Genomic DNA, 24,679 nt, shown 5'->3' with positions numbered 1-24,679 from the left:
TCGCACCCTTCAACTCCCTGGAGGACAAGCACACATGAGCGCACCACACGGAAATGTCGCCAGCCCGTTCCGGCAACCCAGGGCCGTCTGGGCCGTCGCGTTCGCCTGCGTCATCTCCTTCATGGGGATCGGCCTCGTCGACCCGATCCTGCCCGCGCTGGCCGACAGCCTGCACGCGACCCCGAGCCAGGTCTCCCTGCTGTTCTGCAGCTACCTGATCGTGACGGCGGTGGCGATGCTGTTCGTGGGCTGGTTCTCCAGCCGCTTCGGCGCCAAGCGCACCCTCGTCATAGGCCTGGCGGTCATCGTGGTCTTCGCCGCCCTGGCCGGCACCTCCGGTTCCATCAACGGCATCGTCGGTTTCCGCGCGGGCTGGGGGCTGGGCAACGCCCTGTTCATCGCCACCTCCCTGGCCGTCATCGTGGCCTCGGCCAGCGGCGGATTCGGTGGTGCGATCATCCTGTACGAGACGGCACTGGGCCTCGGAATCGCCGTAGGGCCGCTGCTCGGGGGCGAGTTGGGCGGCATCAGCTGGCGCGGCCCGTTCTTCGGCGTCGCCGTCCTCATGGCCATCGCGCTCGTCGCCACGGCCGTGTTCGTGCCTGACCTGCCCAAGCCCGAGCGGGTCACTTCGCCCCTCGCACCGTTGAAGGCGCTGCGGCACCGCGGCCTGCTGACGATGGGCATCATGGCGCTGCTCTACAACTGGGGCTTCTTCACCATGCTCGGCTACGCCCCCTACCCCATGGAACTGGACGCCCATCGGCTCGGTCTCGTGTTCACCGGGTGGGGACTGCTCGTGGCCGCGTTCAGCGTCTTCTTCGCCCCACGCCTCCAGGCGCGCTACGGCACCGCGCCCGTCCTGTACGTCAATCTGGCCGGTCTCTCCGTGGTGATGGCGGTGATCGCCGCCGGGGTCGCGACGCCGACCGTGGTCATCGTGGCGGTCATCGTCAGCGGTGCCTTCATCGGCATCAACAACACCCTGACCACCCAGGCCGTCATGCTCGTCTCGCCGGTGGAACGGCCCGTGGCCTCGTCCGCGTACGGCTTCCTGCGCTTCATCGGCGGCGGCCTGGCCCCGTACGCGGCGGGCAAGCTCGCCGACGCCACTGATCTGAGCGTCCCGTTCTATCTGGGTGCCGCCACCTTCCTGCTCGCCATCCCGGTCCTGGCCAGCGGCCACCGGCTGCTCCGCGAGGCCGAGCAGCACGCCGACGAGGGCGAGTCCGTCGCCCCGACTCTCACCCCCGTCGGCGAACCCGTGAGCGGGAGCACACCTCGGATCATGGTCGCCGTCTCCGCCCAGGCCGAGGCTCCCGCCATCGTCGACGCGGCGGCCCGGCTCGCCCGCGACACGCACAGCCCGCTGGAGGTCGTCCACGTCCAACTGACGGCCCTCGTCGAGGAATTGGCCGCAGACACGGAGACGCCCGAGCAGGCCCGCGCCGCCGTGACCGCCCACCTCGACCGCCTTGCCGGGCAGGGCGTCGCGGCGACCGGCCAGATCCTCACCACCGTCGGCGACCACTCCGCCGCCAGCCGCGTACTGGCCCGGCACGCCGCCGACACGGGCGCCCGCGCCATCGCCGTCGGCCGCTCACCGTACGGCCCCCTCACCCAGTTCGCGGAAGGCAGCTTCACCACCGCCCTCACCCACGCGGCCACCTGCACCGTCGTCCTCGTCGAACCCGACAACGCGCCACGGCAACTGACCTCGGCCACCCTGCCCGCCCTGCGCGACGGGGCCGCCTGACCGTCATCGCACATCGACGACGACACCGACACGTGGCGGGCCCGACGACCGACGGGCCCGCCACAGACGTATGCGGGTCCTCGTGAGAAGCACCCGGCAACGATCGGTACGCGAAGCCGAGGTCAGGGCGCACCTTCGCGATTTCCCTGACGGTTCGTCATGAAATAACCGTGTTAACTCGGCGCGCGAACCCTTGCCAAGCAGAGATAGTACGTGCTCGGATTATCTCTGTCGGGCGGTACCCCACTGTCCCGAATCCGCTGCTCAACCATGCACCGCGGGGCCTGTTCGCCCTGCCTCCGCTCCCCGTCTCCCCCTCTCGCCCCTCCCCTCTCCCTCTCTTCGCTCCCCTTCCGTCACCGCGTCCGGAGCCTGTCCGCGGCATGCCCGCAGCCTGTCGAAGAGCGCGATCGGTACCCCCTCAGCGATACCTGGAGAAGCCCGTGTTCGATCTTTCGTCCGTCGACCTGCTCGACGCCTTCACCCGCGAGCTGAAGCTGTGCAAGCTGCGCAGCGACGAGCACGTCGTGGTGCTGTCCGAGCCCGGCAGCCGAGGTGACTACGTCGCCGCCGCCTTCGGTGCCGCCAAGGCGTGCGGCGCGCACGTCATCTCGGCGACCGTGCCGGGCGGCAGCCCCGCGCCGATGCCGAGCACCCACACCGGTGCGGGTCCCGGCCTGGTCTCCGTGCTCAACGACAGCACCGCGCAAGACCTGTTGAAGTCCGCCGACCTGGTAGTCGACCTGACCCGCGAGGGGTTCATCCACGCACCGGTCCAGCAGGAGATCCTGCGCGCCGGCACCCGCATCATCTTCGTCTGCGACGCCCCCGACGTGCTGATCCGCAACCTCCCCAACGAGGGTGACAAAGCAGAGGTGTTGGAGGGGGTCGGCCTGCTGAAGCGGTCGTCCGTCATGCGGGTCACCTCGGACGCGGGGACCGACCTCACCGTCCAACTCGCCGGTTCCAAGCCGGAGTTCCAGTGCGGCTTCGCCGACGATCCGGGCCGCTGGGACCACTGGCCCAGCACGATGGTGTTGTGCTGGCCGGAGATCTCCGACGGCCAGATCGTGCTCGCGGAGGGCGACATCCTGCTGCCCTTCAAGGAGTACGTCCGCTCCCCCGTCACCCTCCAGATCGCGGGCGGCCACATCGAGAAGGTGTCCGGCGGTGCCGAGGCCGAACTGCTGTCGACGTTCTTCGAGGACGCCCGGGACCAGTGGGCGCGCAGCCTCTCCCACATGGGCTGGGGTCTGATGCGCACCGCCGACTGGTTCGCCACGGCGATGTACGGCAAGGACGACCTGATGGGCATGGACGCCCGCGCCTTCGCCGGCAACTTCCTCTGGTCGACCGGCCCGCACCCGGTCCTGGGCCGTGAGTCGTACGCCCATCTCGACATCGCGATGCGCGGCTGCACCGTCACGGTCGACGACGTCGAGGTCGTCACCGCCGGGAAGCTCACCGACGGCTGACCGAGTCGGCCGGCACCTGTGAACCACCCGTACCCGCACGCGAGTTGGAGGAAGTGTGGCGCCCAGCCAGTCGTACGAAGTCACCGTCGTCGGAGGAGGTCTCGGCGGGCTCACCACCGCGTTGGCACTGCGGCAGCGCGGTCTGCGGGTCACCGTCCTGGAGCAGGCGTCCGAGCTCGGCGAGGCCGGCGCGGGCATCCAGACGGCCCCCAACGCGAGCCGGGTGTTGATGGGGCTCGGGCTGCGCCCGCAGATGGAGGCCATCCACACCGAGCCGCTGGACCAGGTGCGGCGGCGGTGGAAGGACGGCCGGATCGTCGGGCTGACCTCGCTGGGGCAGCGCTGCAAGGACCAGTTCAACGCGCCGTACTGGCATTACCACCGGGCCGATCTGCACCGTGTCCTGCTGGACGCGTGCGTCGACCCCGGCGGCCCCGGTCCCGTCGTGGACGTACACACCGCGAGCAAGGTCGTCGAGTTGGACCGTACCGATCCCGAGCGTCCCGTGGCGGTCACCGAGGACGGGCGCCGTTACGCCGGTGATGTGCTCGTCGGTGCCGACGGCATCCGCTCGCGGACCCGGGACCTGATGGGCGCCCCCGACACCCTGCTGTTCTCCGGCGAGATGGCCTACCGGGCTCTGATCCCAGGGGAGTTGATCGCGGCCGACCCGGCGACGCGCTGGCTCGTGGACCGCTTCCAGAGCACCATCTGGTACGGCCCGGACCGGCACCTCGTGCACTACATGATCCGCGGTGGCGAGTACCTCAACGTCGTGGCCTGCGTGCCCTGCACGGACGAGGTCGCCGAGAAGTGGAGCGTGTCCGCGACCGCGCAGGATCTCGTGGACGCCTTCCCCGGCTGGGACGACCGCGTGCCGGCCATGCTGTCCAAGGCGAAGGAGGACGTCTCCGCCTTCGCGCTGCACCACCGGCGCCGCGACCCGGTGTGGACGGACGGCCGGGTCGCCCTCCTCGGCGACGCCTGCCACGCGATGCTCCCCTACCAGGCACAGGGCGCCTCCCAGGCCATGGAGGACGCCGCCGTACTGGCCGAGGAACTCGGCGCGGTCACCTCCGCCGGAGTCGAGGGAGCGCTGCGCCGCTACGTCGACCGGCGCGCCAAGCACGCCGGCATGGTCCAGGACGCGTCGCTGCGCAACAAGACCTTCTACCACCTGCCCGACGGCCCCGAACAGCGGGCCAGGGACGAGAAGTTGAGGAACTTCGACGGGGAGTCGGACCTCTCCTACGACTGGCTGTGGTCGGGCACCCCGCTCAACGACCCGGATCTCGGCGCGTTCTCGTACCGGTTCGCGCGCTGAGCCCCCTCCCCTCCGAACCCTCTGAAGAGTGCCCCATCCGGTCCGCACGCCGGAGCCCCGCGAAAAAGCGCGCCCGCAATCGTGCGGCACGTACCAGACACGCGACACCGTGGAGCGAACGTGAAAACAGGCGATCAGATAGTTCAGGAACTCCCCTGGAAATGGCCGGTCCAGGGAAAGATCTTCATCATCGGCGGCCTCGGCTACCTGTTCGACGCGTACGACATCGCCCTGAACGGCTTCCTGATGCCGCTGGTGGGTGAGCACTTCGACCTCTCGCTGAGTGATCGCGGATACGTGGCCACCGCCAACCTCGTCGGTATGGCCGTGGGCGCCATCGTCTGGGGTTCGGTCGCGGACCGGATCGGCCGGAAGAAGGCCTTCAGCGTCACGTTGCTGATCTTCGCGGTGTTCTCCGTCCTCGGCGCGCTCTCGCCGACGTACCCCGTCTTCCTCGCGCTGCGCTTCCTCGCGGGCATCGGACTCGGCGGCTGCATCCCCGTGGACTACGCGCTGGTCAGCGAGTTCTCGCCGCGCAAGTACCGGGGCCGGGTGCTGACCGGGCTCGACGTGTGGTGGCCGGTGGGCGTGACGCTGTGCGGGTTCGTGTCGACGGCGCTGCTGTCGGTCGACGGGAACTGGCGGTGGATGCTGACGACGATGGTCGTGCCCGCGCTGCTGCTGTTCTGGGCCCGCCGAGGCATCCCGGAGTCGCCGATCTACCTGGCGAAGAAGGGCCGCGAGGCGGAGGCCAGGCAGGTCATCGACGACCTGGTCGCCCGCACCGGCGCGCCCGCGGTGCCGTACACGATCCCGGAGCCCGTCGCCGAGACCGGCCCGCGTGGAGTGGCCGCGGCGGCCGAACAGCTGCGCCGTATATGGAAGTTCAGCCCGCGCATCACCTCCGCCGCCTGGCTGCTCTTCGCCACGATCATGCTGGTCTACTACGCGGCCCTGAGCTGGATGCCGACCATCCTCAAGGACGAGGGCCTCGGTGACACCGCGGCCTTCATGAAGACCACCCTGATGAGCGGCGTCGGCATCATCGGCGTGCTGGCGTCCACGGCCCTCGTCGACATCGTCGGCCGCAAGTGGCTCATCGGGATCTCGGCGCCGGTCGCCTCCGCCGCGCTCGTCGTGTTCGCGCTGGTGATGAAGATGCCGACAGGGTCCGTCGTGGCGATCGGCGTCTTCGGCTTCCTGATCCAGCTCACCATCCCCGCCCTGTACGCGTACGCCTCCGAGCTGTATCCCACCGAGTTGCGGGCCAGCGGCTTCGGCTGGGCCTCGTCGGTCAGCCGGGCGCTCACCGGATTCGCCCCGATGCTGTTCGGCTCGCTGATGTGGCCCGCGCTGGGGCTGGCAACGACCTTCGCCGTATTGGGAGTTGCGGTCCTGGTGGCCGTCGTGTGGATGGCGTTCGCGGCACCGGAGACGAAGGGCCGGGTCCTCGACGCCGACGAGGAGGAGCCGTCGGCCCTCCCCCGGCTGAGCGTCGCCGAGCAGCCCGCGCTCTGAGGCACGGCCCGCCCGACAACTTACGGAGGACCATGAAGCCCGCCCCCTTCCAGTACCACCGGGCCCGCGACGTCGACGGCGCCGCACGGCTGCTGGCCGAGCTCGGCGACGACGCCAAGGTCATCGCCGGCGGGCAGAGCCTCGTCGCGATGATGAACTACCGGCTGGCCCGGCCGCGTCACCTCGTCGACATAGGCGGCCTGCGCGAACTGGACCGGATGCAGCGGACCGCCGACGGCGGACTGCGCATCGGGGCGCTCACCACCCACCACACGGTGGAGACCGACCCGGCCGGGGTGCTGGGGACGGGCTTCGAGGTCCTGCGGAGGGCCATGACCTGGATCGGGCATCTTCCGATCCGCACCCAGGGCACGGTCGGCGGCAGCATGGCGCACGGCGACGCCACCGCCGAGTGGTGTCTGCTCGCGGTGACACTCGGCGCGGAGTTCGTGGCACGCGGGCCGCGGGGTGAACGCACCATCCCGGCCGGGGACTTCTTCCTCGGCTACTACACGACGGCCCTGGACCCGGACGAGATCCTCGTCGAGATCGTCTTCCCCCGCCCCGCACCGCACGCAGCCCTCACCGAATTCGCCGAGCGGCGTGGGGACTTCGCCCTGGTGGCCGCTGCCGTCGACCTCGATGTGGAGGACGGCGAGGTGCGCGGGGGCCGGGTGGCACTCGGCGGGGTGGCGTCCGCCGCCGTCCAAGTGCCGGAGGCGGAGGCGGTGTTGGCGGGCGGCGGCTCCTTCGAGGCGTGCGCGTCGGCCGCCGCCGAGGCCGTGGAACCGCCCGCCGACGCGTCGGGCAGTACGCACTACCGCAAGGAACTCGTACGGACCCTGGTCCGGCGTGCCTGCGAGGAGGCGGTGTCCCGATGAGCAACAGCCCTGTGAGCGACGGGAAGTTGGTGGGCAAGGCGGTTCGCCGTCGAGAGGATCCGCGCCTGCTCGCCGGGCGCGGCCGGTTCGTCGACGACATCGCGCTGCCCGGCATGCTGCACGCCCAGTTCGTCCGCAGCACGGTCGCCCACGCCGAGCTGTCCTCGGTGGACGTGTCGGCGGTGCGCGACGTCCCGGGCGTCGTCGCGGTGTTCACGGCCGAGGACCTGGAACTGGGTGACATCGTCGCTCAACTGGGCCGCCCGCTCTCGGAGTTCGTCCCGACCGCGATGCCGGTCCTGGCCCGCGACAAGGTCCGCTACGTCGGTGAGCCGATCGCGATCGTCGTGGCCCGGGACGCGTACGCGGCGGAGGACGGGCTGGAGGCGGCGAAGGTCTCGTACGCCACGCTGCCTCCGGTGTTGTCCGAGGAGGCGGCGTTCGCGGACGGTGCCCCGCTCGTCCACGCCGAGGCCGCGCGCAACACCCTGGTGGACGTCTCCCTCTTCGCGACGGAGGGCATCGACGGGATCTTCGACGCGGCCCCCTGTGTCGTCGAGGTCGACACGAGGACCGGTCGGCAGAACGCGCTGCCACTGGAGACCCGGGGCGCCGTGGCGCACTGGGACGACCGCGAGGAACAGCTCGTCGTGCACACCTGCACCCAAATCCCGCACCAGGTAAGGACGGTGGCCTCCCGCTGCCTGCGTCTCGACGAGCGCGCGGTGCGGGTCGTGGTGCCGGACATGGGCGGCGGGTTCGGCCAGAAGTGCGTGGTGGGCCGCGAGGAGATCGCCGCAGCGGCGGCAGCCCTGCGGCTCCGGCGTCCGGTGAAGTGGATCGAGGACCGCAAGGACGCCCTGTCCGCGTCGTTCCTCGCCCGCGAGCAGCACTACCGGGCGCGCGCGGCCTTCGACGCCGAGGGCAGGATCCTCGCGCTCGACGCGGACGTGGTCTGCGACATGGGCGCGTACTCCTGCTACCCCTTCACCGCGGGCATCGAGCCGCTGATGGCGTCCGCCGAGATGCCCGGCGTCTACAAGCTGCCCGCGTACCGGGTGCGGGGCCGGGCGGTCACCACCAACAAGGCGCCCACCGGACCGTATCGCGGGGTCAGCCGGCCGCAGTACGTCATGGTCATGGAGCGGCTCTTCGAGCGTGCCGCGCGCCGACTCGCCCTGGATCCGGTCGAGATCCGCCGCCGCAATGTCATCACGGAGTTCCCGTACAAGGGCGTCAACGGCATCACGTACGACCCGGGCTCCTATCTGGAGTCGCTGAACCTGTGCGAGCGGTCCGTCCGGGAGGAGGGCTGGTACGAGAAGCAGGCAGCGGCGGCGGCCGAGGGACGGCACATCGGCATCGGCTACTCGTGCTTCAGCGAGCGCACCGGCTACGGCTCGGCGGCCTTCGCGCAGCGCAAGATGCAGGTGGTGCCCGGCTTCGACATCTCCGAGGTCCGGATGGACACCAGCGGCGCGGTCACCTTCACCACCGGCACCATGAACCACGGCCAGAGCCACGAGACGACGATGGCCCAGATCGTCGCCGACGAACTCGCCCTGGACATCGCCAAGGTGAGGCTCCATCAGGGCGACACCGACCGCATCACCTACGGCTTCGGTACCTTCGCCAGCCGCTCCATCACCATCGGCGGCAGCGCCGTACGCCTGGCGGCGGCGAAGCTCGGCGACAAGCTGTGCGCAATCGCCGCGTCCCGTTGGGGAGTTGCCCCGGAGGAGGTGGAGTTGACGGAGGGCGCCGCCCGTCGCCGTAACGCCCAAGACGTCCTCACCTACGAGGAGATCGCCGATATCGCCTATCTCCGGGCGCACTTGCTGCCGAAGGACATCGAGCCGGGACTGTCCGTCACCGCCACCTTCGACGTCTTCAACGACGGCACCTTCTCCAACGCCACGCATGCCTGCGTGGTCGAACTGCACGCCGGTACAGGGCAGGTGGAGATCCTGCGGTACGTGTGCGTCGAGGACTGCGGGGTCGCCATCAACCCGCAGGTCGTGGAGGGGCAGTGCCGGGGCGGTATCGCGCAGGGCATCGCGGGCGCGCTGTTCGAGCAGGTGACGTACGACGCCCAGGGTGAGCCGTCGGCGACCGGCTTCATGGACTACAAGGTGCCGACCGCGCACGAGATCCCGGACGTGCTGATCCACCACCTGGAAACACCCTGCGCGTTCACCGAGACCGGCGCGAAGGGTGCCGGCGAGGGCGGCACGATCGGGGCACCCGCCGCCGTGCTCAACGCCGTGAACGACGCCCTGCGCCCGACCGGCGTCGAACTCGACCACACACCGATCACCCCCGAGACCGTGCACCGCGCGCTGAACGGCGCCCCGAGCCTGGAGTCGTCCTCATGAACACCGACCCCGTGGTGACCCACCCGGACCTCCAGCTCATCACCCTCGACGTCAACGGCGAGCGGCACGACGTCATCACCGAACCCCGCCGCACCCTCGTCGACGTACTCCGCCACGAACTGCGGCTGACCGGAACGCACGTCGGGTGCGAGCACGGGATCTGCGGCGCCTGCACAGTCCTGGTCGACGAACGGCCCGTCCGCGCCTGTCTGATGTTCGCGGCGCAGGCGGAGGGGTCCTCCATCCGCACGGTCGAGTCGTTGTCAGAGGACGGCGGCGGTGAACTCAACGATCTGCAAAGGGCGTTCAGCGAGCATCACGCGTTGCAGTGCGGCTTCTGCACGCCCGGGTTCCTGATGCTCGCCGAAGGGTTCCTCGCCGAGCGGCCGGACGCGACGAAGGAGGAGATCCGCGAGGTGGTCGCCTCGAACCTGTGCCGGTGCACCGGCTACCAGACCATCGTCGAGGCGATCGACGCCTGCGCGACGACCCGGCGCCGGACGTGCGCCACCCCCTGCGACAGCCCTGCCGGCAAGGAGCACTGACGTATGCAGCTCACCAACACCGTGCCGGTCAAGGCCTCCCCCGACGACGTCTTCACCCTGATGAACGACGTCGAACGGGTCGCGTCCTGCATGCCGGGCGCCACGCTCGACGGGCAGGACGGCGACACCTGGCGGGGGCGGGTGAAGATCCGGGTGGGTCCCATCAGCGCCTCGTACGCCGGTACCGTCCGCTTCCTGGAGATCGACGCCGAGAAGCGGCGACTACGGGTGCACGCGCGGGGTACGGACACCCACGGCAGCGGGGACGCGGAGGCCGAGGTCACTCTCGACATCGTCGCGGCGCCCGAGGGAGCGCTGCTCCAGCTCTCCACGGACCTGGTGATCCGCGGCAAGATCGTCCAGTTCGGCAAGGGCGCGATCGTCACGGTGTCGGACCGGATCATCCAGCAGTTCGCCCGGAACCTGGGGAGCCTGCTGGACCAGGACCGGGCGACCGGGCCCTCCCCGATGGCAACCACTGCGACCACTCCCACCGCCGCGCAGCCGGTCATCGCGCCGGACTCGGACCTCGACGGCCTGGCCATGCTGTTGGGCCCGCGAGCCGCCAAGTACGGCCTGGTGGCAGGGGCGTTCGCCGTCGGTGTCCTGGAGGGCTGGCTGCTGGGCCGACTCGGCGCCCAGGCACGGGAGTTGCGCGCACTACGGAGGACGTCATGAGCGACGCTCAGTACGGTCAGGAGACCGAACACACCTACCGGCGGGCCGGGTTCGGCGCACCCGTGCGCCGCGGCAACCACCCCGCGATCGTCGTGGTCGACCTGACGCGCGGCTTCACCGAGCCGGGATTTCCGTCCGGGGCCGACCTCACTCAAGTCGTCGCGGCCACCGGCGAGTTGATCGCGGCGGCGCGACCGGCCGCCGTACCGGTGGTGTTCACCGCGATCGCCTACACACCGGCCGAGGCGGCGGGCGACGCCGTCACCTGGTTGCAGAAGGCGCAGGGCATGCGAAGCCTGGTGGAAGGCAGCGAGGAGGTCGCGCTCGACCCGCGACTGCCTCGAACACCGCAGGACCATCTGATCGTCAAGAAGGGCGCGTCCGCGTTCTTCGGTACGTCCCTGGCCGCCCTGTTGACCGGACTCGGCTGCGACACGGTGCTGGTGTGCGGTGCGACGACCAGCGGCTGCGTACGGGCCACCGCCGTGGACGCCGTGCAGTCCGGGTTCTCGGTGCTGGTGCCGAAGGAATGCGTCGGCGACCGCGCCCCCGGTCCGCACGAGGCGAGTCTCTTCGACATCCAGGCCAAGTACGGCGACGTGATCGACCTCAAGGACGCCGTCGGGTACCTCGACGGACTGCCCAGGACAGCCCCGTAACCCCGTCTGCCGCTCTGCGTAATTGGAGAAACCCCATGCCACCACCCACCCGCCTACTGGCCCAGTCCGCGCTCGCCGACCTCGCGGACATCCCCGCCACCAGCCGCTGGGTCCGCTCAGGCGGCGCGCGCCTGCACGTCCTGGACTACGGCGGTGACGGCGTCCCGCTGGTCGTACTGCCCGGCATCACCAGCCCGGCCGTCGCGATGGACTTCGTGGCCCGTGAACTGACGCCCCTTGTAAGGCCGTTGGTGGTCGACGTCCGTGGGCGCGGGCTGTCCGACGGCGGCGGTCCGTACGGGTTGGAGGAGTACGCCGAGGACACCGAGGCGGTCGTCGCGGGACTCGGGCTGCACCGTCCGGTCCTCTTCGGGCACTCCATGGGTGCCCGGATCGCGGCCGTGACCGCCGTCCGGTCCAAGGTGGCGCTGCGCGGCACCGTGCTGGGCGATCCCCCGATGAGCGGCCCCGGACGCGGGCCGTATCCCACGCCCCTCGACGTCTTCCTGGACCAGCTGGCGCAGGCGCGGCGCGGTACCGACGCGGACGAGGTGGCCCGGTCCTGGCCGCGCTGGCCGCGCCGTGAGCAGGAGCTGCGGGCGCGCTGGCTGGCGAGTTGCGACACAGAGGCCGTCACCGCCACGCACCGCGGCTTCGAGAGCGAGGACTTCTTCGACTGGTGGCCCTCCGTTCCCGGGCCCACGGCACTCCTCTACGGCGCGGACAGTCCGGTCGTCACCGCGGAGGGCGCCGCGGAGGCGGCCCGGCTGCTGCCGTCGGCCGCGTTGACCGAGATCCCGGACGCCGGTCACATGCTGTTCTGGGACAACCCGCCCGCCGCGCTCGCGGCCCTGCGCCAGGCACTGCTCCCCATGCTGACGTGAGGCCGACGCGTGGGTTCCCGGAGATCACCGGTCCGGCTGACGACTCGATCAAGTGCCGTGCTTAAGTGGGCTTCATGGGTGACGAAACCGCAACCCCGACGTCCACATCCGCCGGGCCTCCCCCGGCGCTCACCGCCGCGCCCGGCTACCAGGTCCGCCGCCTCTACCAGGCGTATCTCGCGGCCTGGATCCGTGCCGTCGACCCGACACTCACCGGGCCGCAGTTCGCGGTGCTCCAGGCTGTGGAGGCGGCGCCCGGGAGCGACCAGCGGTCCATGGCGGCCGCGGTCTCCCTGGACACGTCGACGATGGCGGACGTGGCCCGGCGCCTGGAGAACCGGGGACTGATCGTGCGCAGGACGGCCGCGGACGACGGTCGGCGCAAGCTGCTCCATCTGACGGAGGAGGGCGAGCGGACCCTCCACGACGCGAACCTCCGCGCCCGCAGCCTGGACGAGCGCCTTCTCGCGCCGTTCGGACCGGAGCGGCGCGAGGACATCATGCATCTCTTCACGTCCCTCGCCGATCACTGGGAGGGACTGGCCGAGGACTCCTGACCGCGAGGCGGCGGTCGGCGGATCCCCGGTCGCCGACAACCGTACGTAGCCTCGTAGGCAGGACACCCGGAGGATCCCGTGACCGATCACCACATCGGCATGATCGTGCCCAGCTCGAACCTGACCATGGAGACGGAGCTGCCGCGCATGATGCGGCAGCGCGAGTCCCTGGTCCCGGAGGACCGGTTCGTCTTCCACAGCAGCCGTATGCGCATGCGGCACGTGACGCCGGAGCAGCTGCGTGCCATGAACGCGCAGACCGGACGCGCGGCGCTGGAACTCGCCGACGCCAGGCCCGACGTGATCGTCACGGCCTGCCTCGTGGCGATCATGGCGCAGGGGCCGGGGTTCCACTGCACCGCCGAGGACGAGATCACCGCCGTGCTGCGCGCCGAGGGCTCCAAGGCCCCCGTGGCGTCGAGCGCCGGCGCCCTCCTCGACGGCATCAAGGCCCTGGGCGCCCGGCGGGTCGCGATCGTCACGCCGTACATGAAGCCGCTCACGCAACTGGTGGCGGACTACATCGAGGACGCCGGTGTCGAGGTGGTGGACGCGCTGAGTCTGGAGGTGGCGGACAACCTGGCCGTCGCCCGGCTCGACCCCGCCGACCTGCGCGAGCACTGGCGGCGCCTGGACCTGTCACGGGCCGACGCGCTCGTCCTGTCCGCCTGTGTCCAGATGCCCTCGCTGCCGTCGATCCAGCCGGTGGAGGAGGCGGCTGGGTTGCCGGTGCTCTCGGCGGCGACCGCCACGGCGTACCGCGTCCTCGTCGAGCTGGGCCTGCCCACGGTCGTTCCCGGTGCGGGCAGCCTGCTCAGCGGTGAGGTCCCCGGTCCGGCGGGCGTCTAGAAACCGGGCAGGGACAGTGTGCCGGGCGTTTCGCGGGTTCAGCCGGTGAGCTCCTGTTCCGTGTCTCCGATGTTCAGGACGGTGGTGCGGAACGAGGTCACGACCGGGCGGAGATCGATCCGGTGCCAGGCGGCCCACAGGCGTACGGACCTCTGGAACCAAGGGAGTTCGCGGACCGTGACGCCCGGCGTGTCGCCGTGCAGCGTGCTCTTCTGCACGAACGCGGTGCCCAGCCCGGACGCGACGAGCCCGAGTCCGGTGCGGGATTCCGGGGCCTCGAACCGGATGTCGGGGGTGAACCCGGCGGCGGCACAGGATGCGACGAAATCATCCCGCCAGGCCGGGTCCTGACTGTTCTCGACGGCGATCCACGGCTGGCCGTCCAGGTCCTCCGGCCGGATCTCCGTCGCGTCGGCGAGGGGGTGTCCGCTCGGCATGGCCAGGAGCAGCGCGTCCTCCAGGAGGAGGGCACTGCGCAGATCCGGGTCCGTCTCGGGCGGTGCCTCCGGGACCAGGGCGATGTCCAGGCTGCGTTGGCGCAGTCCCTCGAACTGTTGCGACGAGGTCAGGTCGTAGAGCGCGACATGGATTCCGGGACGCTCGTCGTGCAGGGCTCGCAGGGCACCGGGCAGGAGGCCGGTGTGCATGGCGTCGCCCACGTATCCCACGCACAGGCCTCCCTCCTCGCCCCGGCCGAGACGTCGGCCCAGGTTCTCCAGTCGGTCGGCGTGCCGCAGCAGGGCCGCGGCCTCGGTGAGGAAGACACGGCCGTCGGAGGTGAGCCGGATGCGCTGCTGGCTGCGCTCGAACAGCGTCAGTCCCAGGCCCTTCTCCAGCTGGACGATCTGCCGGCTCAGCGGCGACTGCGAGATGTGCAGGCGTTCGGCGGCCCTGCCGACGTGTTCCTCTTCGGCGACGGCCACGAAGTAGCGGAGTTGGCGCAGGTCAAGCACGTAAGACCTCTCAGGACTCAAGTCTGTCCAAGCAAGTCTTGGACAGTCTCACCCCTCGATCCTAACCTCGACAGAGCAAGAGCCGCGGATCGGAAAAACCCTCCCGAACTACGCGACACGTCATGACACGTCATGGAGAGAAGGATCCTCATCATGGGCATCAAGTCCCTTCTGCCGGGCACCCTCGGCTTCGGTACCGCACCCCTGGGCAACATGTTCCGCAGCATCCCGGACGAGGAGGCCGCGGCCACCGTCGAGGCCGCCTGGGACCAGGGCATCCGTTACTTCGACACCGCCCCGTTCTACGGCGCCGGTCTGTCCGAGCTCCGCCTGGGCGAGGCACTGGCCGGACGGCCGCGCGACGAGTTCGTGCTCAGCACCAAGGTCGGCCGGGTCATCCTCGACGAACTGGAGGACCCCGCCGCCCGGGACCTGGGTGAGAAGGGCGGTCTGTTCGAACACGGCCGCCCGAACAAGATGATCGACGACTACACGGCGGACGCCACCCTGCGCTCCATCGAGGACAGCCTCACGCGCCTGAGGACGGACCGCCTCGACATCGTCTGGGTGCACGACGTGGCCCAGGACTTCCACGGCGACGACTGGCCGGCCGTCTACGAGACCGCGCGCACCGGCGCTTTCCGCGTCCTCCAGCGGCTCCGCGACGAAGGCGTCATCAAGGCCTGGGGCCTCGGCGTCAACCGCGTGGAGCCGATCGAGCTGACCCTCGACCTGAACGAGCCGCGGCCCGACGCGTTCCTCCTGGCCGGCCGCTACACCCTCCTCGACCACGACCGTTCCCTCCAGCGTCTCCTGCCCGCCGCCACCGAGCAGGGCGTCGACATGGTCGTCGGCGGCCCGTACAGCTCCGGCGTCCTCGCGGGTGGCCGGCACTTCGAGTACCAGGAAGCCCCGGCGGAGATCGTCGCCAAGGTCGAACGGCTCAAGGCGCTCGCCGCCGAACACGGCGTGAGCATCAAGGCCGCCGCGCTGCAGTTCGCGCTGGCCCACCCCGCCACGGCCGCCGTCGTACCCGGCGCCACCCGCCCCAGCCGCATCGCGGAGGACGTCGCCGCCCTCGCCGAGGACGTACCGCCCGCCTTCTGGACCGCCCTGCGCGACGAGAAGCTCATCGCCACCGACGCCCCCACCGCCTGACACCCCACAGCACACCGCAGGAAGCACTCACCATGGCCACCACCACCGCGTCCCTCGACATCCCGCAGAACCCCGACCACGTCTGGCAGCTCATCGGCGGTTTCGGATCCCTGCCCGACTGGCTCCCCTACATCCCCGAGAGCGAACTGGGCGAAGGGGGCCGGGTACGCCGCCTGACCAACCAGGACGGCGGTGTCATCGTCGAACGCCTCCAGGCCTTCGACCAAGCCGCGCGCAGCTACTCCTACGCCATCGAAGAGGCGCCGTTCCCCGTGACCGGCTATCTCTCCACTCTGCGCGTGCACGCCGTCCCCGGCAGCCCCGACCTCTCGCGCGTCGAATGGTCCGGCACGTTCACCCCCGTCGGCGTCACCGACACCGATGCCGAGGAGTTGTTCCACGGCATCTACGCCGACGGCCTCGCCGCACTCCTGAAGACCGTGACCGCCTGATCACCTTTGCGGATCTCGCACTTCCGCGACAGTCCACAGGACATCGGTGAACTGCCCGCACATCTCCCGGACTTCAGCCTCGTGGAGCTGTTTCGGCTGAAAGCGCACCACCATCGTGTAAGGCGATCCGGGGTAGATCATGGGGTTCAGGGCGACACCCTCCCCCATGCTCCTGAAATCGATTCCTGACACTCGAACTCCCGGACGGTTACTGAGCTTTTCGCGGTCCAGGGGATAGTTCTGGTTCAAGAACATGACATCCGACAACTTCTCCATGCCGGTGGTCGCCAGGACGTCCCTCAGCGGCAGGTGACGGTGTGGCAGCAGCTGGGCCTGCTGGTCCCGGAGACGTTCCAGCTCGTCGATGAAGGGCTTTTCGTCGTCGAGCCGGATCCGCAACAGGGTGGAGTTCGCCAGCGGGCCGACCATACGTTCCACGCCCGGGATCTCGGGAGGACGTCCCCCGGTGGAGCTGAGGATGACGAGATCGCTCTCGCCCGTCAGCCGACCGAGCACCGCGGCCCACGCTCCTTGGAAGACCGTTCCCAATGTCATTCGGTGACGGCCGGCGATGTCGGTCAGTGCCGATGTCAGTTCCAGGGGAAGTTCCACCATGAATTCCTCAAGGGGCGCACGAGTACCTACGAGTGGCCTGGCGAGGAAAGTCGGATGCGCACCGGCAAGTGCCGTCGTCCAGGCGTGCCTGGCCGCTTCCCTGTCCTGTGCCGTGAGCCACTCGAAGTAGCTTCGGTACGAGGGGACGGGCGCGAGGGATTCATCGCTTCCGTCGGCCTCGTACAACTCAAGAAGTTCTTCGAGCAGCACGGGGAACGACCAACCGTCCAGCACTCGGTGGTCGTTCGTCATGACGAGGCGGTGCTCGGCCGGTCCGAGCCGGATGAGCGTGAATCGGAACAGCGGAGGACGGGCCAGGTCGAACGGCTGCCGCCAGTCCTCTTCACGCACCTTCAGCAACCGCGTGTCCTGGTCGATCGGCCCGAGGGCGGAGAGGTCCGTGAAGCGCCATGCCGGGGTCGCGTCGGCGACGACGAAGTGGACGAGGCCGTTCTCTCCCTTGCCCCACATACCGCCCCGAAGCGCGCCGTGCCGACGGGCGAGCGAGGCGATGGCCGTACGCAGCCTGTCCGGATCGAGCTGTCCCGCAAGATGAATGACCCACTGAACGGGCCGTTGCAGCGGCTCGGTTCCCTTGAATCCGGCCGTCTGGTCCGGGGAGGGCGGGAAGACGTCCTGGAGCGAGGGATGGTCCCTTTCCAGCGCCTCGATCTTTGTCTGGCTCAGGGCCACGAGCGGGAGGTCCGACGGTGTCCTGCCTCCGGTGTGCGGATGGCTCAGGTGGCCGACGATGCCGCGGACGGCGGTGTCCCAGAGCTCGGCGAGCAAGCGGACCTCGCTCTCCTCCAACTGGCCCGGCGACCATAGCCAGTTGGCGGTCAGTCGCGGGCCCTCGGGGAGGTCGTAGGCGCAGACGTTGATCTCCAGCCCGTGCCTGACGGGCATGCGCGGGTCGTAGCCGGGGACGAGGCCTTGGGACGTGGGGACCAACGCCCAGTCGGCGTCCTGGTCGGCGGGGGTGCGGCCGAGGTAGTTGATGAGGACCTGTGGCTCCGGGAGGTCCGTGAGGGCGGTGGCGGTAAGGGAGTTGAGGTGGCGGAGCCGTCCGTAGTCGGCGCTCATCCCGCTGACGGCACGCAGTTGCTCCTTGGTCCGCTTCACCTCTGCGCTGATCCCGGCTGCTCCGTCCACGACCTCGGACCAGTCCAGCGAGCCCAGGTCGAGGCTGACGGGGAACTCGTGCGTGAACCAGCCGACGGTTCCCGAGATGTCCGGCGCCCCGTCGTCGTCCGACGTGGTGGTGCGTCCGTGCCGTTCGAGGGCGAGGAGGAGACTGTCGCGCGTCGGGAGAAGACAGTCGTCCCCGCCATCATCCTTCCGGCGGAGGGCCCGCATGCGCCGGACCGCCAGGGCCAGCGCGGTCAGGAGTACGTCTTCGGCGGTCGCGTGGAAGGCGGCCGGGACGGTGGTGAGCAGAGGGCCGGTTGTCTCGGGCGGCAGGGTGACCGTCAGGCTGCGCAGTGTCGCCGCCGTGTCGTCCGGGGTGCCGCCGTTGCCTGTGTGACCGCCGAACAGGCCGTTCGGGCGCCGGAGTTGGTGCTGCCATGTGGCGAGCGAATGTTCCGCGGCGAGGGTGGCTTCGGTGGTCTCGCGGGCCGCCCATTGCCGGAACGAACCGCGGACACGGACGAGTTCGACCGGCGACTCGGCGTCAACGGCCCGGCAGGCTCGTGCCACATCGGCGAGGATCACCCGCCAGGACACGGCGTCCACCACCAGATGGTGCAGTACGAGAAGAAGCCTGCCGCGTCGTTCGAGACCGGCGTCGAACCAGACGGCCCTGAACACCGTCCCGTCCTCAGGACTGAGCCGGCCCGCCTGCTCATGCCGCTGCGCGATCAGGACGTCGTCCCACGCCTTGTCGTCCAACTCCCCTACGGACACCCGCGTGAAGCAGTCGTCGACGCGCACCGAACCCGGTTCGGTCACGACCTGCTTGAGCCGCCCGTCCTCGCGCCATGCGCGGAGCCTGAGCATGTCGTGGTGGTCCAGTACGGCCTGGATCGCGTTCTTCACGGTGTCCTGGCCGAGGCCCAACGGAGTACGGACGACGGCGAATTGATGGAACGCGTCGAATCTGTCGGCGGTCCGGTCGAGTATCGCGACGATCGGCGTGACCGCGACTTCTCCCCGCCCGAGTGCGGGGTCCTCGTCAGCCTGGTGTCCCTCTCCTTCGTACCGTGCGGCGGCGGCCAATGTCCGGACCGTGCCCTTGGAGAACACGTCCTGCACGGACAGGACCCACCCCTCCTCCCTCGCCCGTGTCACCAGCCTGATGGCGAGGATGCTGTCGCCACCGCGCTCGAAGAAGTTGTCGTCGATACCGATGTCGTCCAGACCGAGCACACGCGCGACCAAGTCATGAAGCGCATGCTCAACTGCCGTACGCGGTGCGCTCTTCGGACCCCGTGAGGAGAAGTCGGGAGCGGGGAGCGCATGGTGGTCCACTTTCCCGTTCACCTTCAACGGGATGTGATCGACGGTCAGTACGGTCGGCGCCATGTACGAAGGAAGACGGGACGCCACGAACTCCCGTAGATCGGCGTCCGTGAAGGAACTCTCCGGGCCCGAACGCACCACGTGGGCGATCAGTCGCTCGTGGCCCGCCCGGTCCGTGTGCACGGATGCGACGGCCGACCGCACGTCGTCGTGTGCGACCAACGCGGCCTCCACCGCGCCCAGTTCGATACGGAATCCATGAACCTTGACCTGACCGTCCTCGCGGCCCAGGTATTCGAGAACTCCGTCGGGCCGATAGCGGGCGATGTCCCCCGTGCGGTACATGCGCTCGTCCGGCGATGTGCCGTAGGGATTGGCGACGAACTGCTCCGCCGTGAGATCCGGCCGATTCAGATAGCCCGACGCCAACTGGGCGCCCGCCAGATACAGATCCCCCGGATACCCGGGCGGCACCGGCATACGGCTCTCGTTCAGCACATACGTCTGCGTGTTGAACACCGGCCGTCCGATGGGGACATCCGTCCCTTCGCCCGCCTGCGGCCGGCTCTCCCAGGCGGTGACATCGATCGACGCCTCGGTGGGACCGTACAGATTGTGCAGCCGTGCCGGAAGCGTCCGGTGGAACCGCTCGGCCAACGCGCTGCTGAGCCGCTCCCCGCTGCTCAACACCCGGAGGAGACCCCGGCACGAGGCCGCGGACCGCTCATTGAGGAATTCCGACAGGAGCGACGGTACGAAGTGTGCGGTGGTCACCCCCGCACGACGGATCAGCTCACTGAGGTACGCGGGATCACGCTGTCCACCGGGCTCGGCGATCACCACGGCGGCCCCGACCGTCAACGGCCACCAGATCTCCCACAGCGAGACATCGAAACTGATCGACGTCTTGTGGAGAACGCGGTCACTGCTCTCCAACTGATACTGCGCCTGCGTCCAGTGGAGCCGATTGACGATCCCCCGCTGCGGGACCACAACTCCCTTGGGCTGACCGGTCGATCCGGAGGTGTAGATGACATAGGCCGGCGTTTCCCCCGCAGCCACATCCGCACCCACGGCTTCACATGCACCGCCCTTGACCTCGCGCACAGTGCCGAGCGAGTCGACAACGACATGTCGGGTGTCCGGAGGAAGGACGGAGACGTGCGCCGCATCCGTGATCACCAGTCCAGGATCGGCGTCGGACAGAATGCGCCCGACATGCGCATCGGGAAATTCCGTGTCGATGGGCAGAAAGGCCGCACCGGTCTTGGAGACCGCGACCATCGCCGAGACGAGACCCACCGAGCGGGGCAGAAGCAGTGCGACACGCTGTCCAGGACCAGCACCATGATCTGCCAGAACACGAGTGATTTCACTGGCAGTTGAATCGAGCACGGCATAGGAAACCGTCTCGTCCCCATGGACAGCAGCTGCCGCATCCGGTGTTGCGACGACCTGCGCCTCAAACATCCCGGCGAGGTTCGTGTCCGGCACGGGGACCGCGGTGTCATTCCACTCGACGAGAATCTTCTCCCGCTCGGCGGGATGGAGGACATCGATATCTCCTACGACCATGTCGGGATTCTTCGTGACGAGGTCGAGGATCTGACGCAACCGCCGATGATGCCCGGTCACCTCGTCCTCGGAGTACCGCTCACTGTTGCCTATGGCGTCCATGACGAGCCCGTGGCCGTCGCCCGGGTCGTAGATCAGAAGGGTGAGATCGTCGCAGGGGCCGGTGTTGATGTAATGCTGAATGAGCTTGTGGCCGCCGAGTTCGAACCCGTTGGGGAAAGTCAGCACGTTGATTTCAGGGCCGAAGAGTTTCTGGTCCCCGTGCAGCCGGAGATCTCGGCGCAGATCCTGAAACCGATAGCGTTGATGACGACGACCGTCCCGCATCTCCTTCAACACCTGCTTGACCACTTCCGCGAAACTCATGTCCCGGTCGACGGTCAGCCGCAACGGAATCGCGTTGGTCATCATGGAGGGCGTCATCTTGGCCGCCGGGGTCACCCGTGCGGAAACGGGAATTCCCAGAACGATGTCGGACGCGCCGGTCACCCGGTTGAGATAAACGGCCACAGCGGCGGCGATAACGACGGGAAGAGCGGCCCGCGTGGCGGTGCGCAACGCGTCGCGCTGTTCCGGGGGAATTCGCCCCGAGCACACGACCTGGTGGTCCTCGCCCTGCCGTGTCCCGAGCGAGAGAGACGGCGGGGATCCCGCTCCGTCCAGCCGTTCCATCCAGTACCGGCGGTCTTCGTCGTACTCGGCCGAGCCGCGATAGGCCGACTCCTCGTCCACCAACTCCCGCACCGACCCGAGAGACCGCACCTCGGGGCTCTTGCCGTCCAGCAGCGCTTGATAGACCTCCGTCGTGCGCTGATTGAACAGGGTCTCTCCGTAGCCGTCCAAAGAGATATGGCTCGCGCACGAGTAGACGATGAAGCGGTCGTGCGCCAACTTGAGAAGGCAGTGGCGGGTCATGCGGCCGTCGGCCAGGTCGAACACCTTGACGCGATCCGCTTCGATCCACGCGTCCGCGCTTTCCCGAGGATCGGATGCGTCGCTGAAGTCGACGAACTCCATGGGAGGCGGCAGCAACGAACCGACCATTTGCGTCGGCACCCCCTCCTCCCTCACACACCGCAGACGCACGGCCTCCACTTCGAGCGACACATGATGGAACGTCGCCCGGAGAAGATCCGGGTCCACGGGACCCAGCACTTCGCAGGTCTGACTCATATTGAAGCGGGGCGAATGCGGTTCGAGCAGGGTGCCGTACCAGACCCCTAGTTGGGCCCCCAACATGGCGAATGAACTTTTGGTGTACGGCACGTGCAGAGCTCATTTCACTGGATCTGAGTCGTAATGAGCAATGAAAGCAGGCGGTGGCGCCCTACGTTCTCGGCGGGTTGCGCGGCTTGCGCGGTCTGCTCCAGTTGCCGTGTGGCCGGTTGCGGGACTGGGCCGACGCCGCCGCGTCGAACTGGGCCTTGTCGGTCACTGGTCGCGGTGCGGGTACGAGCACGGTCGCAGTCGATCGCCATGGCACCGCCGAGGCCCAGCCGACCAGGGGCATGGTCTCGTCGTAGTGCGGAGCGAACTCGGCGACGGTGACGGCGGGCATCCGATGGTTCAGGCCGCGGACGTGCTCGACGAACGCCTCGGGCAGCGAGACGTGGTGTGTCTCCAGGTAGTGCGGGAGGTCCTGGCGCCACAGCCACGTCCCGTCGGTCACCGGGGAGGAGCATCCAGCGGAATTCCGGTGGGCATCGCCGGTGATGACGTCGTGCCCGGCTTCCATGACGTCGATCAGGACGTGTCCGGCGTCCAGGTAGGCCACCAGGTCCGGCTCGTCCGGCTCGCCGACGGGCCGGACGGCATCGTGTATCGACCCGTTCGGACAACCGGAACGGCCGTCGAACTCGTCGTAGAAGCCCAACAATCCCAGCACTGCATCTCCTCTACGGCGATGGCCAGTTCGGCAGGCCGGCCCGGCGGACGTTCTGAGTGCAACAGTGCAACCTCAGAGGGGTGCCATCTCCAACTCCCCGATGATCCGCAGGCCGACCTGTGCCGCCAGCCAGGGAGCCCGTTCGGCCTCGATCTGCTTCACGTGGACGTACAGCGTGTGGTCCGGCGCGGGCTCCTCGACGAAGCAGATGTCGAGGTCGCGTGCGTTCATGCACACCGTCACGTAAGCGCCTCTGCAACCACCGCTGCCGAGACCCACTTCCGGAGCCTCGGGCCAACCGTTGAAGTCCCAGCGGACCATGGCCGGGACGTCCCCGGCCACGGCCACGAACTCCTCCACGGTTTCCGGGGCCATGCACCATCTGCGCAGGAGGACCGGGAGGCACTCCGACGGAACTCCGCCATCCTTCGAGAAGCCGTGTCGGTCGGTTCCGTAGGAGAACCACTCGGCCTCCGGCATCACCCCGCTCAACCGCTCCAGCTCTCCGGGCGTGGAAACCCTTGCCTCGAAGTCGACTTCGAGTTCCGTGGTGTCGGCGAGTTCGAGCAGTCGCCCGGCGGCGCGCAGTACCTCGGCAAGATCCGTCGTCCTCAGCACTGCCTGCGCATACGAGTTGGCCATGCCGATCAGTCTGCCAAGTCAGGCGGCCTGTCTGCCGACCATTAGTCGCCGGACACCGGCGTCCGAAAGGCAACGCCAGAGCAACGCCAACCTGTGCGCACCATGAGAATTTGTGTGATCCGCGCAGGCGTGGGCAGACGCGGCCGATATGAGCACCCTCCAGCGGAGCACGGTAGACGAGGCCACGGAGCAGAGCCCTGATGTGCGGGCGGCGCCGCCGCCGCTCGTGCCCGCGTCCGCGGAACGGGGCAGAGGCGGCGGGCGGGGCTTCTCGTCGGCGCTGCGGGGTGGTGGGCGGGTCGCGGGGCTGGACGGGTTGCGGACGGTCGCGGTGGTGCTGGTGATCGTCTACCACGTGGAGCCGGACCTGGTGCCGGGCGGCTCGGTGGGTGTGGACGTGTTCTTCACGATCAGCGGTTTCGTCATCACGCGGCTGCTGGTCGGCGAGTACGCCCGTACCGGTGGCATCGGACTGTGGTCGTTCTATCGGCGCCGGTGGGTGCGCCTGATGCCGGCTCTGCTGGTGATGTGCGCGGTCACCGCCCTGCTGTCCGTGACGTTCGCGCTGCCGCTGTTCCGCGGAGCGTGGGCGGCCGCGGCGCTGGCCGCGGGATCGGTGGTCAATCTCGTACGGGCCGGGGACTCCGGGACGTACTCGGATCTCACCGCGCCCCTCAGTCACACCTGGTCCCTTGGCGTGGAGGAGCAGTTCTATCTCGCCTGGCCACTCCTCCTGCTCGTCCTGCTGCGGCACGCGACGGCACGCGTGGTGCTGGCCTGCGTCGCGGTCCTGTGCGTCCTGCCGGTGCTCTGGCGGACGGTGCTCTGGGACCCGACAGCCGCGCACCGTATCTACAACGGCCCCGACACCCGCGCCGACCAACTCCTCATCGGCGCCCTGCTCGCCCTCGCCCTGGCCCGACTGCGCGCCGACGATCCCCGGCTGGCGTCGCTGCGCCGCTGGGCGGGTCGGCTCTGCTGGCCCGCGCTCGCGGTGCTGGGGCTGATCGCCTGGCAGATCCCGATCACCGAGGTGAGCGGCTGGAATCCCGTCTGGTACACGGTCGGTTTCCTGGTTGCCGCCCTGCTGACGGCCTGCGTGGTCGCCGCGCTGGAACTGTGCCCCCGGTCGTGGCCCACCCGCCTGCTGTCGCTGTCCGCGATGGTCTGGACCGGGCGCAACCTCAGTTACGGGATGTATCTGTGGCACTACCCCGTCATCCGGCTGCTGCACGACCTCGGCGTGCGCGGTGACGCCCTGCTCCAGACCGGCCTCGCGGCCACGTTCGCCGCGGCCCTCGCGTCGTACGCCCTCGTCGAACGGCCTCTGCTTCGACGCGGTCGGCCCCGCGCGCGACGGGTGGAGCCGGTTGTCGCCACGGGACCGGGTACACCGGTCCTCTGACCTGCGATCGGCTGCCCCCGCACGCGCCGCCGG

Annotated in this window: 19 protein-coding genes; 15 read left to right on the top strand and 4 right to left on the bottom strand. The window is 69.2% G+C overall.

The annotated features are described in order from the left end of the window. Positions 1-34: 34 nt before the first annotated feature. The 12 genes from OG194_RS46790 (at position 35) to OG194_RS46735 (ending at position 13,501) form a co-directional block, all read left to right on the top strand. Positions 35-1,756 carry an MFS transporter gene (locus OG194_RS46790; protein ID WP_327406830.1) on the top strand — a complete coding sequence of 574 codons (1,722 nt, stop codon included), beginning with the start codon at positions 35-37 and terminating at the stop codon, positions 1,754-1,756. 443 nt (positions 1,757-2,199) lie between these two features. Beyond that, positions 2,200-3,231 (top strand): hypothetical protein, encoded by a 1,032-nt coding sequence (locus tag OG194_RS46785; protein WP_327406829.1) that lies wholly within the window; start codon positions 2,200-2,202, stop codon positions 3,229-3,231. Positions 3,232-3,286: 55 nt separating this feature from the next. Further along, on the top strand, positions 3,287-4,555 hold the full coding sequence (locus OG194_RS46780) for an FAD-dependent oxidoreductase (RefSeq protein WP_327406828.1): 1,269 nt from the start codon (positions 3,287-3,289) through the stop codon (positions 4,553-4,555). 120 nt (positions 4,556-4,675) lie between these two features. After that, a complete protein-coding gene (locus OG194_RS46775; RefSeq protein ID WP_327406827.1) occupies positions 4,676-6,073 on the top strand; it encodes an MFS transporter in 1,398 nt (465 codons plus the stop codon). 32 nt (positions 6,074-6,105) lie between these two features. Next, positions 6,106-6,954, top strand: a complete 849-nt coding sequence (locus tag OG194_RS46770) for an FAD binding domain-containing protein (RefSeq protein WP_327406826.1) — start codon at positions 6,106-6,108, stop codon at positions 6,952-6,954. Further along, positions 6,951-9,329, top strand: a complete 2,379-nt coding sequence (locus OG194_RS46765) for a xanthine dehydrogenase family protein molybdopterin-binding subunit (protein ID WP_327406825.1) — start codon at positions 6,951-6,953, stop codon at positions 9,327-9,329. Before OG194_RS46770 ends, OG194_RS46765 begins: the two co-directional genes overlap by 4 nt. Then, complete coding sequence (locus OG194_RS46760) at positions 9,326-9,874, top strand: (2Fe-2S)-binding protein (RefSeq protein ID WP_327406824.1); 549 nt, start codon at positions 9,326-9,328, stop codon at positions 9,872-9,874. The genes OG194_RS46765 and OG194_RS46760 overlap by 4 nt, the downstream gene beginning before the upstream one ends. 3 nt (positions 9,875-9,877) lie before the next feature. Next, positions 9,878-10,552, top strand: coding sequence for an SRPBCC family protein (locus OG194_RS46755; RefSeq protein WP_327406823.1), 675 nt, complete (start codon positions 9,878-9,880; stop codon positions 10,550-10,552). After that, positions 10,549-11,211, top strand: coding sequence for an isochorismatase family protein (locus tag OG194_RS46750; RefSeq protein ID WP_327406822.1), 663 nt, complete (start codon positions 10,549-10,551; stop codon positions 11,209-11,211). Before OG194_RS46755 ends, OG194_RS46750 begins: the two co-directional genes overlap by 4 nt. A gap of 35 nt (positions 11,212-11,246) precedes the next feature. Next, on the top strand, positions 11,247-12,095 hold the full coding sequence (locus OG194_RS46745) for an alpha/beta fold hydrolase (RefSeq protein ID WP_327406821.1): 849 nt from the start codon (positions 11,247-11,249) through the stop codon (positions 12,093-12,095). Positions 12,096-12,169: 74 nt separating this feature from the next. Continuing rightward, on the top strand, positions 12,170-12,652 hold the full coding sequence (locus OG194_RS46740) for a MarR family winged helix-turn-helix transcriptional regulator (protein WP_327406820.1): 483 nt from the start codon (positions 12,170-12,172) through the stop codon (positions 12,650-12,652). 78 nt (positions 12,653-12,730) lie between these two features. Continuing rightward, positions 12,731-13,501 carry a maleate cis-trans isomerase family protein gene (locus OG194_RS46735; RefSeq protein ID WP_327406819.1) on the top strand — a complete coding sequence of 257 codons (771 nt, stop codon included), beginning with the start codon at positions 12,731-12,733 and terminating at the stop codon, positions 13,499-13,501. Between the two features lie 38 nt (positions 13,502-13,539). Here the strand turns inward: OG194_RS46735 and OG194_RS46730 are convergent, their stop codons facing one another. Continuing rightward, complete coding sequence (locus OG194_RS46730) at positions 13,540-14,454, bottom strand: LysR substrate-binding domain-containing protein (RefSeq protein ID WP_327406818.1); 915 nt, start codon at positions 14,452-14,454, stop codon at positions 13,540-13,542. 153 nt (positions 14,455-14,607) lie between these two features. Between OG194_RS46730 and OG194_RS46725 the strand changes: the two genes are divergently transcribed. Together OG194_RS46725 and OG194_RS46720 are read left to right on the top strand one after the other, a co-directional pair. Beyond that, a complete protein-coding gene (locus tag OG194_RS46725) occupies positions 14,608-15,612 on the top strand; it encodes an aldo/keto reductase (protein WP_327406817.1) in 1,005 nt (334 codons plus the stop codon). A gap of 32 nt (positions 15,613-15,644) precedes the next feature. Next, positions 15,645-16,064, top strand: a complete 420-nt coding sequence (locus OG194_RS46720) for an SRPBCC family protein (RefSeq protein WP_327406816.1) — start codon at positions 15,645-15,647, stop codon at positions 16,062-16,064. Here OG194_RS46720 and OG194_RS46715 read toward each other — a convergent pair whose 3' ends face one another. From OG194_RS46715 to OG194_RS46705, 3 genes are all read right to left on the bottom strand, one after another. Further along, positions 16,065-21,953 (bottom strand): non-ribosomal peptide synthetase, encoded by a 5,889-nt coding sequence (locus tag OG194_RS46715; RefSeq protein WP_327407422.1) that lies wholly within the window; start codon positions 21,951-21,953, stop codon positions 16,065-16,067. It abuts the gene before it with no gap. Positions 21,954-22,041: 88 nt separating this feature from the next. Then, positions 22,042-22,599, bottom strand: coding sequence for a hypothetical protein (locus OG194_RS46710; protein ID WP_327406815.1), 558 nt, complete (start codon positions 22,597-22,599; stop codon positions 22,042-22,044). A 72-nt stretch (positions 22,600-22,671) separates the two neighbouring features. Beyond that, positions 22,672-23,241 (bottom strand): hypothetical protein, encoded by a 570-nt coding sequence (locus OG194_RS46705; RefSeq protein WP_327406814.1) that lies wholly within the window; start codon positions 23,239-23,241, stop codon positions 22,672-22,674. A gap of 148 nt (positions 23,242-23,389) precedes the next feature. Here OG194_RS46705 and OG194_RS46700 point away from each other — a divergent pair, with 148 nt between their 5' ends. Further along, positions 23,390-24,646 (top strand): acyltransferase family protein, encoded by a 1,257-nt coding sequence (locus OG194_RS46700; protein ID WP_327406813.1) that lies wholly within the window; start codon positions 23,390-23,392, stop codon positions 24,644-24,646. Positions 24,647-24,679: the final 33 nt, after the last annotated feature.

Source organism: Streptomyces sp. NBC_01288, from assembly GCF_035982055.1.
Classification (GTDB): domain Bacteria; phylum Actinomycetota; class Actinomycetes; order Streptomycetales; family Streptomycetaceae; genus Streptomyces.
The sequence above is the reverse complement of the archived record's forward strand: the minus strand, read 5'-3'. Positions and strand labels throughout refer to the sequence as shown.

Bases quoted from the DNA above. Each gene is read 5' to 3' on its own strand.
- OG194_RS46770 (WP_327406826.1), top strand. From the start codon at position 6,106: ATGAAGCCCGCCCCCTTCCAGTACCACCGGGCCCGCGACGTCGACGGC.
- OG194_RS46760 (WP_327406824.1), top strand. From the start codon at position 9,326: ATGAACACCGACCCCGTGGTGACCCACCCGGACCTCCAGCTCATCACC.
- OG194_RS46700 (WP_327406813.1), top strand. From the start codon at position 23,390: ATGAGCACCCTCCAGCGGAGCACGGTAGACGAGGCCACGGAGCAGAGC.
- OG194_RS46720 (WP_327406816.1), top strand. From the start codon at position 15,645: ATGGCCACCACCACCGCGTCCCTCGACATCCCGCAGAACCCCGACCAC.
- OG194_RS46705 (WP_327406814.1), bottom strand. From the start codon at position 23,241: ATGGCCAACTCGTATGCGCAGGCAGTGCTGAGGACGACGGATCTTGCC.
- OG194_RS46745 (WP_327406821.1), top strand. From the start codon at position 11,247: ATGCCACCACCCACCCGCCTACTGGCCCAGTCCGCGCTCGCCGACCTC.
- OG194_RS46715 (WP_327407422.1), bottom strand. From the start codon at position 21,953: ATGTTGGGGGCCCAACTAGGGGTCTGGTACGGCACCCTGCTCGAACCG.
- OG194_RS46740 (WP_327406820.1), top strand. From the start codon at position 12,170: ATGGGTGACGAAACCGCAACCCCGACGTCCACATCCGCCGGGCCTCCC.
- OG194_RS46790 (WP_327406830.1), top strand. From the start codon at position 35: ATGAGCGCACCACACGGAAATGTCGCCAGCCCGTTCCGGCAACCCAGG.
- OG194_RS46750 (WP_327406822.1), top strand. From the start codon at position 10,549: ATGAGCGACGCTCAGTACGGTCAGGAGACCGAACACACCTACCGGCGG.
- OG194_RS46755 (WP_327406823.1), top strand. From the start codon at position 9,878: ATGCAGCTCACCAACACCGTGCCGGTCAAGGCCTCCCCCGACGACGTC.
- OG194_RS46765 (WP_327406825.1), top strand. From the start codon at position 6,951: ATGAGCAACAGCCCTGTGAGCGACGGGAAGTTGGTGGGCAAGGCGGTT.
- OG194_RS46725 (WP_327406817.1), top strand. From the start codon at position 14,608: ATGGGCATCAAGTCCCTTCTGCCGGGCACCCTCGGCTTCGGTACCGCA.